Source organism: Enterobacter sp. 198 (assembly GCF_009025585.1).
GTDB classification, from domain to species: Bacteria; Pseudomonadota; Gammaproteobacteria; order Enterobacterales; family Enterobacteriaceae; genus Enterobacter; species Enterobacter ludwigii.
Map to the genome: position 1 here is coordinate 102142 of NZ_WCIM01000030.1, position 15440 is coordinate 117581.

At 57.0% G+C, this 15440-nt stretch carries 14 protein-coding genes; 5 read left to right on the top strand and 9 right to left on the bottom strand.

Annotation, left to right across the window (positions count from 1 at the left end):
* The first annotated feature begins 8 nt into the window (after window positions 1-8).
* Both iolE and iolB read left to right on the top strand, forming a co-directional pair.
* Window positions 9-899, top strand: a complete 891-nt coding sequence (gene iolE / locus F8561_RS18700) for a myo-inosose-2 dehydratase (protein ID WP_047955947.1) — start codon at window positions 9-11, stop codon at window positions 897-899.
* Window positions 900-908: 9 nt separating this feature from the next.
* Window positions 909-1721, top strand: coding sequence for a 5-deoxy-glucuronate isomerase (gene iolB / locus F8561_RS18705; protein ID WP_047955946.1), 813 nt, complete (start codon window positions 909-911; stop codon window positions 1719-1721).
* A gap of 41 nt (window positions 1722-1762) precedes the next feature.
* Here iolB and F8561_RS18710 read toward each other — a convergent pair whose 3' ends face one another.
* On the bottom strand, window positions 1763-2980 hold the full coding sequence (locus F8561_RS18710) for an MFS transporter (protein ID WP_151887773.1): 1218 nt from the start codon (window positions 2978-2980) through the stop codon (window positions 1763-1765).
* Between the two features lie 113 nt (window positions 2981-3093).
* On the opposite strand from F8561_RS18710, the gene F8561_RS18715 reads away from it, so the two are divergent.
* Window positions 3094-3540: a winged helix-turn-helix transcriptional regulator gene (locus tag F8561_RS18715; RefSeq protein ID WP_151887774.1), complete on the top strand. Its 447-nt coding sequence runs from the start codon at window positions 3094-3096 to the stop codon at window positions 3538-3540.
* A gap of 45 nt (window positions 3541-3585) precedes the next feature.
* Here the strand turns inward: F8561_RS18715 and F8561_RS18720 are convergent, their stop codons facing one another.
* The 3 genes from F8561_RS18720 to F8561_RS18730 all read right to left on the bottom strand — a co-directional run bounded on the left by F8561_RS18720 (window position 3586) and on the right by F8561_RS18730 (window position 6113).
* Window positions 3586-4329 carry an alpha/beta fold hydrolase gene (locus F8561_RS18720; protein WP_151887775.1) on the bottom strand — a complete coding sequence of 248 codons (744 nt, stop codon included), beginning with the start codon at window positions 4327-4329 and terminating at the stop codon, window positions 3586-3588.
* 11 nt (window positions 4330-4340) lie between these two features.
* Window positions 4341-4808: a DUF6130 family protein gene (locus F8561_RS18725; protein ID WP_151887776.1), complete on the bottom strand. Its 468-nt coding sequence runs from the start codon at window positions 4806-4808 to the stop codon at window positions 4341-4343.
* Window positions 4809-4919: 111 nt separating this feature from the next.
* The gene (locus F8561_RS18730; RefSeq protein WP_040018115.1) at window positions 4920-6113 is read right to left on the bottom strand and encodes an MFS transporter; all 1194 of its coding nucleotides are present in this window, start codon (window positions 6111-6113) and stop codon (window positions 4920-4922) included.
* A gap of 97 nt (window positions 6114-6210) precedes the next feature.
* Here F8561_RS18730 and F8561_RS18735 point away from each other — a divergent pair, with 97 nt between their 5' ends.
* Window positions 6211-7101, top strand: a complete 891-nt coding sequence (locus F8561_RS18735) for a LysR family transcriptional regulator (protein ID WP_014171137.1) — start codon at window positions 6211-6213, stop codon at window positions 7099-7101.
* Here the strand turns inward: F8561_RS18735 and F8561_RS18740 are convergent.
* Window positions 7098-7268, bottom strand: a complete 171-nt coding sequence (locus F8561_RS18740) for a YfgG family protein (protein WP_086463593.1) — start codon at window positions 7266-7268, stop codon at window positions 7098-7100. The two genes, F8561_RS18735 and F8561_RS18740, sit on opposite strands and share 4 nt — an antisense overlap.
* A gap of 370 nt (window positions 7269-7638) precedes the next feature.
* On the opposite strand from F8561_RS18740, the gene F8561_RS18745 reads away from it, so the two are divergent.
* Window positions 7639-9879, top strand: coding sequence for an EAL domain-containing protein (locus tag F8561_RS18745; RefSeq protein ID WP_151887777.1), 2241 nt, complete (start codon window positions 7639-7641; stop codon window positions 9877-9879).
* A gap of 4 nt (window positions 9880-9883) precedes the next feature.
* Here the strand turns inward: F8561_RS18745 and ppx are convergent, their stop codons facing one another.
* The 4 genes from ppx to purM form a co-directional block, all read right to left on the bottom strand.
* Window positions 9884-11422: an exopolyphosphatase gene (gene ppx / locus F8561_RS18750; RefSeq protein ID WP_020883058.1), complete on the bottom strand. Its 1539-nt coding sequence runs from the start codon at window positions 11420-11422 to the stop codon at window positions 9884-9886.
* Window positions 11423-11425: 3 nt separating this feature from the next.
* Complete coding sequence (gene ppk1, locus F8561_RS18755; RefSeq protein WP_014171133.1) at window positions 11426-13486, bottom strand: polyphosphate kinase 1; 2061 nt, start codon at window positions 13484-13486, stop codon at window positions 11426-11428.
* 229 nt (window positions 13487-13715) lie between these two features.
* Window positions 13716-14357: a phosphoribosylglycinamide formyltransferase gene (gene purN / locus F8561_RS18760; protein WP_014171132.1), complete on the bottom strand. Its 642-nt coding sequence runs from the start codon at window positions 14355-14357 to the stop codon at window positions 13716-13718.
* Entirely contained in the window at window positions 14354-15391 is a 1038-nt protein-coding gene (gene purM / locus F8561_RS18765) for a phosphoribosylformylglycinamidine cyclo-ligase (protein ID WP_014171131.1), read from the bottom strand. Before purM ends, purN begins: the two co-directional genes overlap by 4 nt.
* Window positions 15392-15440 lie beyond the last annotated feature (49 nt).

A 15440-nucleotide genomic window follows, 5' to 3' on the forward strand; every position in this document is an offset into this window, starting at 1 on the left:
AGACGACAATGAGTGTGCAATTAGGCATTAACCCGCTGACATGGACGAACGACGATCTGCCTTCACTCGGCGCGGAGACGCCGCTGGATACCTGTCTGAGCGAAGGGAAAGAGGCCGGTTTTGCCGGTTTCGAACTGGGCAATAAATTCCCGCGTGAGGCGCGCCTGCTTGGCCCCATTTTGCAGCGCCACGATCTGCAGCTGGTCTCCGGCTGGTATTCAGGGCGTCTGCTGGAGCGTAGCGTGGAGGAGGAGATTGCCGCCGTGCAGTCACACCTGACGCTGCTGCGCGAACTGGGGGCTAAGGTGCTGGTATTCGCCGAAGTGAGCGGCTGTATTCACGGCGAGCAACAGACGCCGGTTCATCTTCGCCCGCGCTTCCCTCAGGCGCGCTGGAAAGAGTACGGCGAGAAGCTGACCGCTTTTGCCCGTTACACGCAGCAGCAGGGGGTGCAGATTGCCTACCATCACCATATGGGAACGGTCATTGAGTCCGCTGAAGATGTCGATAACCTGATGACCCATACCGGTGAAGAGGTGGGCCTGCTGCTGGACACGGGCCATCTGACCTTTGCCGGGGCTGATCCGCTGGTGGTGGCCCAGCGCTGGGCATCGCGCATTAACCATGTTCACTGCAAAGACGTGCGCGCCGACGTGCTGGCGGACGTCAAAAACCGCAAAACCAGCTTCCTTGATGCGGTGCTGAGTGGGGTCTTCACCGTACCGGGTGACGGCTGCGTGGACTATCCGCCCATCATGCGGCTGCTGAAGGCGCAGGATTATCACGGCTGGCTGGTGGTGGAGGCGGAGCAGGATCCTGCTATCGCTCACCCGCTGACCTACGCCCGTCTGGGGTATAACAACCTGAGCCGTCTGGCGCGCGACGCCGGGCTTATCTGAGGAGGTGACATGTCACGTCTGTTATCACGCTGGCAACCGCCGAGTGCGGAGGGCCGTACCCAGTCCGTCACGCCGGAACGCGCGGACTGGGGATACGTTGGCTTTGAAGCGTATGAACTGCAGGAAGGGCAGACGCTGACGCTGCCCGCCGTCAGCGAAGAGCGCTGTCTGGTGCTGGTGGCCGGACGGGCCTCTGTCAGCACACCTACCGCGCAGTTTACTGACATCGGCGAGCGGATGAGCCCGTTTGAGCGCATAAAGCCCTGGGCGGTCTACGTCACGCCGCAGGAGACGGTGCAGATTAAGGCGCTGACGACGCTGGAGCTGGCGGTCTGTGCCGCACCCGGCAAAGGATCCTTCCCGACACGGCTTATCGCTCCGCAGGATATCGACGCGCAGGCGCGCGGCAAAGGCCATAACCAGCGCTACGTGCACAACATTCTGCCGGAAGATCAACCCGCCGACAGCCTGCTGGTGGTTGAGGTCTGGACCAACGAAGGCTGCACCAGTTCATACCCGAGCCATAAGCACGATACGGATAATCCACCGCAGGAAACCTACCTGGAGGAGACCTACTATCATCGCCTCAATCCCGGGCAGGGGTTCTGCATGCAGCGGGTCTATACCGACGACAGGTCGCTGGATGAGTGTATGGCCGTTTATAACCGCGACGTGGTGATGGTGCCGAAGGGGTACCATCCGGTGGCGACGCTGGCTGGCTATGACAGCTACTATCTCAACGTGATGGCCGGTCCGGTGCGAAAATGGATGTTCACCTGGGAAGACGATCACGCGTGGATCAACCGCGACTATCCACGTTGACGTTGCAGAAGCCCGCACCCCGCGGGCTTTTTTTATCACCCTTATCCTGTTTTGCGCGTTACCCACCAGAACACCAGCGCCATCAGGCTCACCGCTGCGCCAGTCAGGCAGACGCCCTGCCAGCCCGCGATGGCATACGTCATCGTGGTGCTCAGCGCGCCCAGACCGCTGCCGACGGCATAAAACAGCATGTAAAGCCCGACCAGCCGGCTATGCGCCTCGGGGCGGGCGCGAAAGATCAGGCTCTGGTTGGTGACATGCAGCGCCTGCCCGCCCAAATCGAGCAGCACGATGCCAATGAGCAAAATACCGAGCGAACGATCCATCAGTGAAATCGGCCACCACGCCAGGAGTAACATGACCAGCGCAGCCGCGCTGGTGCGCCGGGCATATCCTCGATCGGCCCACTCGCCGGCCCGGGTTGCCGCTAACGCGCCTGCCATTCCGGCCAGGCCAAAAGCACCAATGGCGGTATGCGATAAGTTATAGGGTGGGGCACTTAACGGTAGCACCAGAGCGCTCCAGAAAATATTGAACGCAGCGAACATCAGTAAAGCCAGTACGCCGCGCACCTGCAGGACTTTTTCTTCCCGCAGCAGGGTCAGCATTGAGTGAATCAGGCCCGGGTAACTCATCGTTTCAGGCACCGCAGGCAAGCGGGGCAGCCTCCACCACAGCGGAAACGCAATGATGATCATCAGCCCGGCGGCAGAGAGATACACGCCACGCCAGCCCGCGATATCACTGATGCCTCCGGAGACGACGCGGGCCACTAACAGGCCCATAAATACCCCGCCTTGTGCCGCACCAATAACGCGGCCTTGCTCATGCGGCGACGCGGCGTTGGCCGCATAGGCGATAAGCCCTTGCGTCATGGCCGTTCCTGCCATGCCGGTGGCGAGCATACCCGCCAGCAGCATCGTTGACGTCTGCGCCATGCCGACCGTGACCAGTGCGGCGATCAGTACGACAAGCTGTAGCGCCATCAGGCGCCGGCGATCCACTTTATCCCCCAGAGGAACCACGAACAGCAGAGCCAGAGCACAGCCAATCTGCGTGGCGGTGACCACGCCGCCAATGGCACCCTGGCTGATGCCAAAGTCTCTGGACAACGCGTCAAGCAACGGCTGTGCGTAATAGACGTTGGCCACGCTTAAGCCGCTGGCGAGGGCGAACAGCCACACCAGGCTACGCGGCATGTCGCCTGAGCGGACGTGCCCGGTTTTTCGATCTGACGGTAGTGGTGACGCGTGTGACATGTTCAAATCCTCGCCCTGGGTAAAGTGGTTTTGAAAAGAAACCAGTTGAAGGCTAGGTTATGCAGTTTTAAAATGCAACCAGTTATTGTTGACTGACCTGCCGGGGTAACGCTGTGCCGTCTCGTAAACTGATTGAACAGGAATTCTGTCCCGTTGCCCGCAGCGTCGATCTGATTGGCGATCGCTGGTCGCTTCTGATTGTGCGTAATGCTTTTGACGGCATGCGCCGTTTCGGGGATTTTCAGCGGGATCTCGGGGTTGCGCGTAACATTCTGGCTGACCGGCTGCGCAAGCTGGTCGACGCGGGCATTCTCGCGATGCAGGGGGCGTCGGACGGTACGTCGTATCAGGAATACGTCCTGACGGACAAAGGCGAAAGCCTGTTTCCCATCGTCGTTGCGCTTCGCCAGTGGGGAGAGCAGCATCTGTTTGAACGCGGGGAGTGCCACTCGCTGTTGATCGACAGGCGTACCGGCAAGCCGGTTCCCCTGATGGCGCCAGCAGCGCAGGATGGAACGGCGCTGAAGGCGCAAGATACTGACGTGCAGAAAGTGACGTAACCCGACGCTCTGCAAGCCCGCGCTACGCGGGCTGTTGTGTCATTCTTAATGGTTTGTGATTGCCTGTTCAATCGTGCGGGCAATATCATCCGGCTGACTCACCATCGACACGTGGCTTGCTGCCACTTCCGTGGTTTTCGCGTGGATCGTTTTCGCCATCGCACGTTCAAGCTCAGGGTTAATCATCCGGTCATTTTTGCTGACCACAAACCAGCTTGGCTTTTCATGCCAGGCCGCATGGCTCACTTTTTCCGCAAACGCGTCGGCCTTGATCGGCCCCTGAGTGGCTGCAATGGTCTGCTGTTCAACGGCGCCTGCATCCGGTGCGAAGTCTTTCATCACGGCTTCTGGCGGGAGATACAAATACCCGTCTGCCGTTTTTGCGATATCCGCGCTCCCCGCTGGCGGTGGGTAACTTCCCGCCAGGTCCGCCGTCGACTGGCCGGAATCAGGCGCAAAGGCCGCTACATAGACCAGGGATTTTACCCGTGCATCGTTACCCGCTTCGCTGATCACCGTTCCGCCCCAGGAATGACCTACCAGCACCACATCGCCATGCGCCCGTGCAATGGCGCGCCGGGTGGCAGCAACGTCATCTTTAAGCGACGTGAGCGGCAGCTGGACGGCGATCACCTCGGTATGCTGTTTTTGCAGCCGGGTAATGACCTTGTTCCAGCTGCTGCCATCGGCAAACGCGCCATGGACCAGCACCACGCTGGTTTTGCTCTCAGCAAAGGCGCTGGCTGAAAGCGCCAGCAGACCCGCCGTCAGTACAGTGCGTGCTTTCATTGTCTGGCTCCTTAAAAATGATGGACCGTTGCGTGAGGCGGTACGGTGAATTCAATGGTTTTATGGTCGATGGGTTTATGCGTGGGGTCGGCCAGAATTATGGTCACTTTATGCTTCCCGGCGGGTAACCCAACCAGAATGATTGGCTCTCCGCTGGTATCGGCCCAGTGCCAGGGGGCGTCATCCACCACGACATGGATATGGCCGATACGTGGCGTGACCTTCAGCGCATCGGGCCCGAATACCGGCTCGATGCGCAGGTTTTCAGCCCGGTATTGAATAAAGACCGCCCCCTTGCTCAGCGGGCCGGCAAGCGGCGGATCGACAATCAGCTTAGCGGCCGGCTGTGGATGTTCCAGCGGGGCAACAGCGGCAGGGCCGTTGACGTCGGCAGCGCTGAGGTTATCCAGCGGTGCGGCCCAGGAGCAGGTTGCTGACGCCAGAACAAGTGCAGGGAGCAGTAAATAACGACGGATCATCTGAGTCTCTCCTCAATCGGTTTCAAATTCGGTTTCAAACAATGACAGACACAGAAAACCATTTTTATGTATCCGGGATGTTTGCGGGGAACGGCGTTTTGTACCGGCTTGTCAGCGTGGCGCTCCGGATACAGTGGGATACATTTCATCATTCCGCGCGGGGTCGGCACTGCGCACAATCGCTATCGCCAGCCCGGCAATCACCAGCGTCAGCGCGGTGGAAACCCACATTGCGCCGGCGATCCCCAGCGTTTTGTTTAGCCACGCATAGGCAAACGGCGATGCCGCGGCCATAAGCTGTGCGGGAATGAGCAGCATGCCGGTGCGGCGGGCATAGCTTTCGGCGCTGAAAAGCGTCAGCGGCAGGGTGGCTTTTACTATCGTCATCAGCCCGTTGATGGCGCCGTAGCCCAGCACAAAACCGGCGGCACACCCGACAAACAGCGAGCTGCTTAACCCGATAACAAAGCAGAGCGGCATGGCGAGGGCGGTCAGGAGCGTGAGGTTGAGTGGGGTTAAGCGTGCACCCGCCAGCACCTCCGTGGCGCGTGCGCCCGTCTGGCCAACGCCCCACAACATGCCGATGGCGACCGGCAGGCCAAAACTGGCAATAAACTCTGGCAGATGGGTGGACGTGCCGTTAGAGACAAAGGTCATGAGGGCAATAAACGTGGCATACCGCCAGCCGTTACGCCGTTCCTGGCGCACGGGCGGCGCGGTAACGTGCGGGGGGGCCGCCAGCCGCTGGTGGGGAAGCGTGCGAATCAGTACCGTACTCAGCAGGCCAAAGAGGGCGTAGATCTGCAATGCGTGTTGCCAGCTCATCACTTTCAGCAGCCCATCACCCAGCGGCCAAAAAACCGCTGAGGCCAGACCGCCAGCGAGCGTGATGCGCGAGATCGTTCTGCGTGCCTGCTGGCCGTACAGGTTCACCAGCGCGGCGAACAGCGCATCATACAGCGACAGCCGCATCCCGATACCGGCAACCAGCCAGGCACCGTACCAGCCGAACAGCGTCTGCGTATATGCCATGCCCGCGCAGCTTGCGGCAATCAGTAACGTTCCGCTCATCACCACGTTCTGCCCGCCAGCGTACGCCAGCAGTCGGGCGACAAAAGGGGAGACCATCGCCATTACCAGCATCGCCAGCGTCAGGCCGAGGTAGAGCTGCGGTGATGACCACCCCCGGTCGGCCACAATCGCCTGGGCAAAGGTCCCGGGCATATAAAACGAGATCCCCCAGTTGATAAGCTGATGACAACCTGCCCGGAGGGCGAGGTGACGGGGAAGGGCAGGTGTTTTCATTGTTTTTCATTCCGTTATGCAGTTGTCCTGAGCATAGCGAGCGCGCTATTGTGCTGGCAGGTCAGTCACCTTATGCGCTGTATAAGAGAAACTTTGAATGACAACGCTCAACCTGGGCTATCTCGCGACGTTCCGTCTGGTTATCCAGCGCGGCAGTTTTTCCGCGGCGGCGGACCTGCTGGGCATTTCCCAGCCGGCCGTCAGCCTGCAAATCCGCCAGCTGGAGCAGTTTCTGCAAACCCGGCTGGTAGAGCGTACCGGGCGGGGTATCAAACCCACGGCTGCCGGGCAGGCGTTGCTGGTGCACGGGGAGCGTATTCAGCAGGCGGTGGATGAAGCCATTCGGTCCGTGAGTGAGTTCAGCCACGACGTGAGTGGCACCATTACGCTTGGCACGGGCGCAACCGCCTGCATTCATCTTCTGCCGCCGCTGTTGCAGCAGCTCGGACGTGACTATCCGCTTCTCAGAGTGGGCGTGACGACCGGCAATACGCTTGACATCGTCCGGGCAATTGAAGAAAACCGACTTGATATGGGGCTGGTGACGCTACCGGTGAGCGGAAGAGCGCTCGACGTTACGCCGGTGATGGACGAAGAGTTTGTTTTTATCGCGTCGCTGGACCAGCAGGACGGTTTTCAGTCGTTGACGCCGGCTGCGTTGCACGCGCAGCCATTCATTGCTTTTGAATCAGGCAGCGGCACCCGGGCGCTGATCGACGGCTGGTTTGCGGCCGAGGGGCGAATCCTCACGCCGGTGATGCAGCTGGGCAGCATCGAGGCGATCAAGCGGATGGTACGTGCGGGGCTTGGCTACAGTATCGTGCCGCGTATGGCCGTAGACCTGGCGGCTGACCGCGAAGGGCTATGCGTGATGTCGCTCACGCCCGTGCTGCAGCGACAGCTGGCTGTAGTGATGCGCCAGGATAAAATCCTGAGCAAAGGAATAGCAGGGATCATTCGGATATTACAAAATCCTTCGACGCGTTAGCGATCGGCTGAATCAACGGTCAGGCTGGATTGCTGTGACTGGGTCTTGTCCTGATGGTGATACCAGGCGCCAATAGAGGAGTAAACGAAGCGGCCGAAGAAAAACAGGAAGCTGATAAGCAGTATGATGCGGGTCATCCGGGTGTTGAACTGATGTCGTTTTCGCATACGCGTGGCCTGACTCACTGTGTTTTTCCTGGGCATGCCCTTTTGGGCGACAGGGATATTAAGGCACAGCGGGAAGAGAGGGTCAATTCGAAAATGTGTAAATAACCGTCAATAGTTACATTAATTAATGTTATTGAAATTAATAATTGCATTTACCATATTGATAATATGAAGAAAACTATTTCAAAAAAAATGTAAGAAAGGATCGTTTGAGTAAATTAGTTTGATTTAAGTCAACGGTTTCCCTGGCCTGGTATTTAAAATCCCACCTCCATGCTGTTCGCCCCACACCTTGTCGGGCGGCAGGTACGTCAGGTTGGATGCCTGTCTTCATTTCCCTCTGGAGCGAAAGGGGTTTAAACGGGCATCTATGAACATTATTTCTTTCCTGAAAAACAATAAAGACCGCTGGTGGGCTTTACCGCTTATTTTACCGGTGGGTTTACTGCCTGTATTAAGCGTTGCCAATACCTTTACCCGATTGGGCGATGGTCTGGTGGCACTTTATTATTTACCTCTCTCCTTTCTGCTTTCAGTGATGATGTTTTTTGGTCTGGAAGCGCTGCCCGGCATCGTATTGTCACTGTTCATCCGCTACTACCCGTCGGTTGGGTTGTTCGAAACCATCGCCGGCATTTTTCATTTTATTGTCCCTGTTGTGCTCAGCTGGGGGGGGTATCGGGTGTTTGCGCCCAGACGTAGCATGACGGCTTACGGGGATGTCAGACTGATGGCGCAGCGTATCTTCTGGCAGGCCTTTTGCCCCGCGACGCTGTTTCTGGTGCTGTTTCAGTTTGCCCTCTATCTGGGTGTGTATGAGAGCCGTCAGAGCCTGGAGGGGTTAACCCCGCTTAATATTCGCACGCTGATTAACTATCAGGCGCTGCTGGTCAGCGGGCTGACGGGCGTGCCGTTAAGCTATTTACTGATCCGTCTGATTCGCCATCCGCGGTATATCAGAAGTCTTGTCTCGCAGGTGCGAATGCAGATAGACAAAAAGGTGACGGTCATTGAATTTCTGCTGTGGGCCATTGCGCTTGGCGGGCTGCTTACCCTGCTGCTGCTCCCGATGAATGAAAACAGCTCGATTTTCACCACCAACTACACCCTGTCGTTACTGATGCCGGTGATGCTCTGGGGAGCGATGCGGTTTGGCTATAAGCTGATGTCGCTCATCTGGACCCCGGTGCTGCTGGTGTCCATCCACTATTTTTACCGTTATATCCCTCAACAGTCCGGGTATGACATTCAGCTGGCAATTACCTCTTCCAGCTATCTGGTCTTTTCGTTTGTGGTGATTTACATGTCGATGCTGGCCACCTGCCAGCGCGCCGCGAATAAACGTTCCCGCAGGCTGGCGCTACTCGACCCGGTTGTCCATATGCCGAACCTGCGGGCCTTGTCGCGCGATCTTGCTAAAAACCCCTGGTCGGCGCTCTGTCTGCTGCGCATTCCGGAGCTGGAGGTGCTGGGCCGAAATTACGGGGTGTTGTTGCGGATCCTGTATAAACAGCAGCTGGCGCAGTGGGTCAATGGCACCTTGCAGCCCAGTGAGCGGGTCTATCACCTCACCGGCTGTGACCTGGCGGTTCGCCTTAACGCGGAATCGCACCAGCAACGCATCGAGGCGCTGGACGAGCATATTAAACAGTTCCGCTTTGTCTGGGATGGGATGCCGCTGCAGCCTCAGGTGGGCGTGAGCTACTGCTATGTACGCTCACCGGTGACCCACCTCTATCTGGTCCTCGGTGAACTGGGGGTGATTGCCGATCTGTCGATTTCGACCAACCATCCGGAAAATCTGCAGCAGCGCGGTGCTGTCCATCTCCAGCGTAGCCTGAAGGACAAGGTTGCGATGATGAGCCGTCTGCAAAGTGCGCTCGACAGTAACGCGTTTACTCTGCTGGTTCAGCCGGTTTGCGGCGTGCGGGGCGATTGCTACCACGAAGTGTTGCTGCGGATGTCAGATGCAAACGGGGTGTTGCTCTCTCCCTTGCAATTCCTGCCCGTCGCCCAGGAGTTTGGTCTGTCGTCGCGGGTTGATTTGTGGGTACTGGAGAACACGCTACGCTTCCTGGCAGAGCATCGGGTACATCTGCCCGGCCAGCGTTTTGCCATTAATCTGGGCCCTTCCACCGTGTGCCGTGCGCAGTTCCCGGCTGAGGTGAGTCGTCTGCTGGCGAAATACGCCGTCGAACCCTGGCAGCTGATATTTGAAGTGACCGAGTGCAGCACCTTCGGCAGTGGTGAGCAGGCGTTACATACCCTCAGGCAGTTGCAAAAAATGGGGGTACGCATTGCGATTGATGATTTCGGTACCGGCTATGCGAGCTACGCGCGGCTGAAAAGCGTGGACGCCGATATCCTTAAGATAGACGGAAGCTTTATCCGCAATATCGTCAACAACAGTCTGGACTATCAGATAGTGGCCTCGATTTGCCATCTGGCGCGAATGAAGAAAATGCTGGTGGTCGCGGAGTATGTCGAAACAGAAGAGATACGTAGCGCGGTTCACGCGCTAGGTATCGATTATGTGCAGGGTTATCTGATTGGCAGACCGGTTGCGCTTGAGTCACTGCTGGAAGCAGAGGCGTCGCCGGTCGAGGCCTGAGGGGTTACGCCGCGACGTCTGAGCTCTCTTCTTCGATTTTGAGTAGCCAGCCGGTGACCGCTTCCCAGTACTGCTGCTCTTTTTCCAGATCCAGCAGCACCAGCGCATTCTGGCTAAACCAGTCTGGCGGGAAGCTCAGGGTCCAGTGGTTGTCATCCGTTTTGAGCTTCAGCGTGGGCGGGGTGGTCGTGGCCTGACGCTGGTTATTGAGCAGGACGCCGAGACGCAGCAGCTGGATAAGCGGCAGGAATTGCTTCTTCTTAAACAGCGTGAAGCGTGGCAAATCGTCAAGCTTGATGGCTTTACGATGGTAGCGAACCAGGGTCGCCATCATGGTTTGCTGCTCCTGGTTGAAGCCAGGCAGATCGCTGTTTTGCAGGATATAGGCTGAGTGGCGGTGCATTCCGCTGTGGTTAATATTCAGTCCCACTTCGTGCAGCATCGCTGCCCATTTCAGCAGGGCGGCAAGCTGCGGATGCGCCAGCTTAGGGTTCTGCTCCTGCCACTGGTCGTATATCTGAACGGTTGTTTCCAGCACGCGCTTCGCCTGTTCGCGGTCGATATTGTACTGGTTTGCCAGGCTTTGCGCGGTGCGGCTACGAATATCCTGATGGCGGAAACGGCCTTCCATTTCATACAGCACACCTTCACGCAGCGCGCCGTCGGAAAGACGCAGCTCTTTAATTGCCAGCGCATCAAATACGCCGCACAGGATAGCCAGCCCCGGTACGAATACCGCTTTGCGCTCGTCGGAAAGACCCGGCAGGCTTAAGGCGTCAAAGCTTTTATGTTTCAGCACCTCTTCGGTCAGCAAGGTCAGGCGCTCTGGGGTGATAAACCCATCTTTTTCACCCATCGCCAGCAGCACTTCATGTGCCGCTTTGATGGTGCCCGATGCGCCCAGCGCTACGTTCCAGCCCTGAATACGGTACTGCCAGGCCAGGTTCTCCAGTTTCTGGATTGCGGCCATGCGCGCGCGCTGGAAGTTTTCGCGGCTGATTGCGCCACCCGGGAAATACATCTGCGCAAAGCTGACGCAGCCCATACGACGGCTTTCGACGAGACGCGGCTCAAAATCTTCGCCGATCACCAGTTCCGTAGAGCCGCCGCCGATGTCGATGACCAGCTTGCGTCCTTTTTCCGGCTGAGTGTGTTCAACACCCATGAAAATCAGACGGGCTTCCTCGTTACCTGAGATGATCTCAATGGGGTAGGGGATCACCTTTTCGGCCCGCTTGAGGAATTCAGGCGCGTTCAGCGCCTGGCGCAACGTGTGGGTGCCCACAATGCATACGCTGGAAGGCGAGAAGCCCTGCAGACGTTCAGCAAACAGCGACAGGCAGTTTAAGCCTCGCTCCATTGCCTCTTCGCTGAGCATGCTGCGCTCATCAAGACCATCCGCCAGGTGTACACGCTGCTTCAGACGACCGATGATCTGCAACGCGCCATCCACCTCACGGGCGATGACCATGTGGAAACTGTTAGAACCAAGATCGACCGCGGCGAATTCCTGCGGGCGTGGGGTCTTATCATTTATCGGCATAGGTTAATCGGGTTGCTCGAGTGATTTGATATAGTCGTAAATCGCCAGTTGCGACCGCACTTTACGGCGATTGCCGCGCGGTACATAGCGGTTACTGAGTTCTTTGTCGATATAGCGTGCTTTCACCGTATCGCTGAACAGAATCTCGATGATATCGAGGATCTGCTGCTTCAGCCGCGGATCCAGGAGCGGTGTCGCGACTTCAATTCGGTAGTCAATATTGCGCGTCATCCAGTCTGCAGAAGAGAGATAGACCTGTTTATCACCCGCATTATCGAAAATATAAACCCGATCGTGTTCCAGGTAGCGGTCAACAATGCTGATCACGCGAATATTGTCGCTGATGCCTTCGAGTTCAGGGATCAGTGAGCACATACCGCGTATCAGCAGATTGACCGGAACGCCGGAGCTGGACGCCGCATACAGACGATCCACCAGCCCTTTGTCGACCAGGTTGTTGAGTTTCAGCGTAATGCCCGACGACAGCCCTTTCTGGGCATTGGCGATCTCTTTATCGATCATGTCGTACAGCAGGCGGCGTGAGTTCTGCGGCGAGACCAGCAGATAATCGAAGCTGACCGGGCGGTACGGGTTCTCAATAAAGTTGAATACCCGGCGAACCTCGTTAGTGATGCGCGCATCGGCAGTCAGCAGCGAGTAGTCGGTATAAATTCGCGCGGTTTTTTCGTTAAAGTTCCCGGTCCCGATGTGGGCATAACGCACCACGTCCTCTCCCTCTTTACGGGAGATGAGGAACAGCTTGGCGTGAATTTTCAGCCCAGGCGCTGAGAAGATAACGTGGACACCGGCTTCCGTCAGACGGCGCGCCCAGTGAATGTTTGCCTCTTCGTCGAAGCGTGCCTGCAGCTCAACCACCACGGTCACTTTTTTGCCGTTGTGCGCCGCATGGATCATCGCATCGATGATGCGGGAATCTTTTGCCACACGGTAGATGTTGATTTTGATCGCCAGTACGTTCGGGTCGAACGAAGCCTGACGCAGCAGTTCCAGCACGTGTTCAAACGTATGGTACGGATAGTAGAGCAGGACATCGCGCTCGCGAATGGCGTCGAAACCGTTGCGGAATTTATCGAACCAGAGATGGCGCAGACGCGGCAGCGGTTTGTTCACCAGATTGGCCTTGCCGACGTTCGGGAAGCCAATAAAGTCTTTAAAGTTATGGTAACGACCGCCCGGCACGATGGAGTCATAGCGAGAAATGGTCAGCTTGTCGCGCAGCATTTCCACCATGGCATCTGGCATATCGCGCTGATAAACAAAGCGCACCGGCTCCGCCGTCAGGCGCTGTTTCAGGCTGGATGACATCAGCTCCATCAGGCTGGCTTCCATCTCGTGCACCAGATCGTATTCGGCGTCACGGGTCATCTTCATGGAGTAGGCGTTTAACGCGTCGTAATCGAAGAAGCCCTTAAAGATGTCGTCCAGGCAGTAACGCAGGATGTTATCGAGCAGGATCATTGGCTTGCGTCTGCGCGGGGTTTCCGGCGGCAGGTTCACAAAGCGCGGCACCTTATCCGACGGGATCTCAAGCAATGCGTAACGAATCGTGTCGCCACGAATAATTTCCACCGCGAGGTAGGTGTAGTCATCTTTCAGGAACTGCACCAGATCGGTTTCGCGGTTGATCAGAATAGGGGTAATGTGCTGGCGCAGGTAATGTTTGAAATAGTGACGCAGCCAGGTTTGTTGGTTAACAGAAAGCTGACGTTCGTTAATCAGGAAGATTTGATTGCGTGCCATTTCCAGCAGCAGTTCGTTATACAGGCCGTCAAACTCCTGATCGGCTTTCAATACGCGCGACTGAATTTTGCCCAGCAGATGGCGCGAGTGAGAGTTTAAGCCCTGTTCTTCGCTGATGATGATTCGCCGTTTCAGTTCGGCAAAGCGAACCTTGTAGAACTCATCCAGGTTGTTGGAGTAAATCCCCAGAAAACGCATACGCTCGATAAGCGGGTTACTTTTGTCTGCCGCTTCCTGGAGTACACGTTCGTTGAATGCTAACCAGCTTAGCTCTTTCTCGATATATAACTTTTCCTGACCCATTACAGCTCACACTCCAGTTCAATCACAGGACGTGGTAAATCCGTCTCGTCCTTATTATGGCGAGCATTTCCACGATATGTCCAACAGTGCCAGAAAAGTATGACAGTTATTTTTTTTCTGGGGGATTTTAGAGGGTTGGGGGAAGGGCATGTCGGGAAGCGCGGTGCTCACCCGACAGTGAAGACCACAGGCCCGTGCAGGCGTCGCGCCGCCGGGCACATCAAACAAACTACTCGTCAGCGGCATAACCCTGTGCAGGGAGCCTGACGCCGTCCAGCCAGGCGGCACCGTCGCGCATCTGAAGACGCCCGTCAACAAACCAGCTTACCACCAGAGGATAAATGGCGTGTTCCTGCGTCTGCACGCGTTCGGTAACGTCGTCTTCGCTGTCACCTTCAAAGACCGGCACCTTTGCCTGCAGGATCACCGGCCCGCCGTCCAGCTCGTCGGTAACGAAATGCACGGAGGTACCGTGCTCTTCATCGCCGTTTTCCAGAACCTGACGATGGGTGTGCAGGCCGGGATACTTCGGCAGGAGGGAAGGGTGGATATTCAGCAGACGACCAGCGTAGTGCCCGACAAAGGCCGGGCTCAGGATACGCATATACCCCGCCAGCACGACAACGTCAGGCGCGTAGGCATCAATCTCCTGAACCAGTTCCCGGTCAAACGCTTCACGTCCGGAGAACTGGCTGGCTTCCAGCGCGTGCGCGGGAATGTTCTCTTCCCGGGCACGTTCAAGGCCGAACGCGTCGGCCTTATTGCTGAATACTGCCCGAATGGTGCCGTTGATTTTCTTCTGTTTGCAGGCGTCAATTATCGCCTGCAAATTGCTTCCGTTACCGGAAATGAGCACCACAATGTTTTTCATTCAATGACCACACGCTGTTCGGAATCGGATGCTTTGATAATACCGATTTTCCACGCGTTTTCACCTTTGTCGGTCAGCAGCGTAATCGCCTTATCCGCTTCGCTTGCTGGCAGCGCGATAACCATGCCCACGCCACAGTTAAAGGTGCGGTACATCTCGTGTGAACTCACGTTGCCCGCAGTCTGCAGCCAGTTAAAGACGGATGGCCACTGCCAGGACGATTCGTCAATCACCGCCTGAGTGTTGTCCGGCAGTACGCGCGGAATGTTTTCCCAGAAGCCGCCACCGGTCAGGTGGGCAATGGCGTGAACGTCAACCTTCTCGATCAGCTCCAGCACGTTTTTCACGTAGATGCGGGTCGGCGCCAGCAAATGGTCAGCCAGTGGCTTGCCATCAAGCTCGGTGGTCAGTGGATCGCTGCCGCTCACGTCGAGGATTTTACGCACCAGAGAGTAGCCGTTCGAGTGCGGGCCGCTGGAGGCCAACGCGATCAGCACATCACCATCAGCCACTTTACTGCCGTCGATAATTTCTGATTTTTCTACTACGCCAACGCAGAAACCTGCGACGTCATAATCTTCGCCGTGATACATACCGGGCATTTCGGCGGTTTCACCACCGACCAACGCACAGCCAGACTGCAGACACCCTTCGGCAATGCCGTTAATGACGCTTGCTGCGGTATCCACGTCCAGTTTTCCGGTCGCGTAGTAATCCAGGAAGAACAGCGGCTCTGCGCCCTGAACCACCAGGTCGTTAACACACATCGCGACCAGATCGATACCGATCGTGTCGTGACGTTTTAAATCCATCGCCAGGCGCAGTTTCGTCCCTACACCATCAGTACCCGAGACCAGAACAGGTTCACGATATTTTTGCGGCAGTGCGCACAGTGCGCCGAATCCACCCAGACCACCCATCACTTCCGGGCGGCGGGTTTTTTTCACCACACCTTTGATTCGGTCAACCAGCGCATTACCTGCGTCAATATCAACACCGGCATCTTTGTAGCTGAGAGAAGTTTTGTTGGTCACGGCTCAAGTCCCCACGCGATTGCATAGCTAGTAAGAAAAATCGGCGCAA

Coding starts and splice junctions, on each gene's coding strand:
- iolE (WP_047955947.1), top strand. CDS start 9: ATGAGTGTGCAATTAGGCATTAACCCGCTGACATGGACGAACGACGAT.
- iolB (WP_047955946.1), top strand. CDS start 909: ATGTCACGTCTGTTATCACGCTGGCAACCGCCGAGTGCGGAGGGCCGT.
- F8561_RS18710 (WP_151887773.1), bottom strand. CDS start 2,980: ATGTCACACGCGTCACCACTACCGTCAGATCGAAAAACCGGGCACGTC.
- F8561_RS18720 (WP_151887775.1), bottom strand. CDS start 4,329: ATGAAAGCACGCACTGTACTGACGGCGGGTCTGCTGGCGCTTTCAGCC.
- F8561_RS18725 (WP_151887776.1), bottom strand. CDS start 4,808: ATGATCCGTCGTTATTTACTGCTCCCTGCACTTGTTCTGGCGTCAGCA.
- F8561_RS18730 (WP_040018115.1), bottom strand. CDS start 6,113: ATGAAAACACCTGCCCTTCCCCGTCACCTCGCCCTCCGGGCAGGTTGT.
- F8561_RS18735 (WP_014171137.1), top strand. CDS start 6,211: ATGACAACGCTCAACCTGGGCTATCTCGCGACGTTCCGTCTGGTTATC.
- F8561_RS18740 (WP_086463593.1), bottom strand. CDS start 7,268: ATGCGAAAACGACATCAGTTCAACACCCGGATGACCCGCATCATACTG.
- F8561_RS18745 (WP_151887777.1), top strand. CDS start 7,639: ATGAACATTATTTCTTTCCTGAAAAACAATAAAGACCGCTGGTGGGCT.
- ppx (WP_020883058.1), bottom strand. CDS start 11,422: ATGCCGATAAATGATAAGACCCCACGCCCGCAGGAATTCGCCGCGGTC.
- ppk1 (WP_014171133.1), bottom strand. CDS start 13,486: ATGGGTCAGGAAAAGTTATATATCGAGAAAGAGCTAAGCTGGTTAGCA.
- purN (WP_014171132.1), bottom strand. CDS start 14,357: ATGAAAAACATTGTGGTGCTCATTTCCGGTAACGGAAGCAATTTGCAG.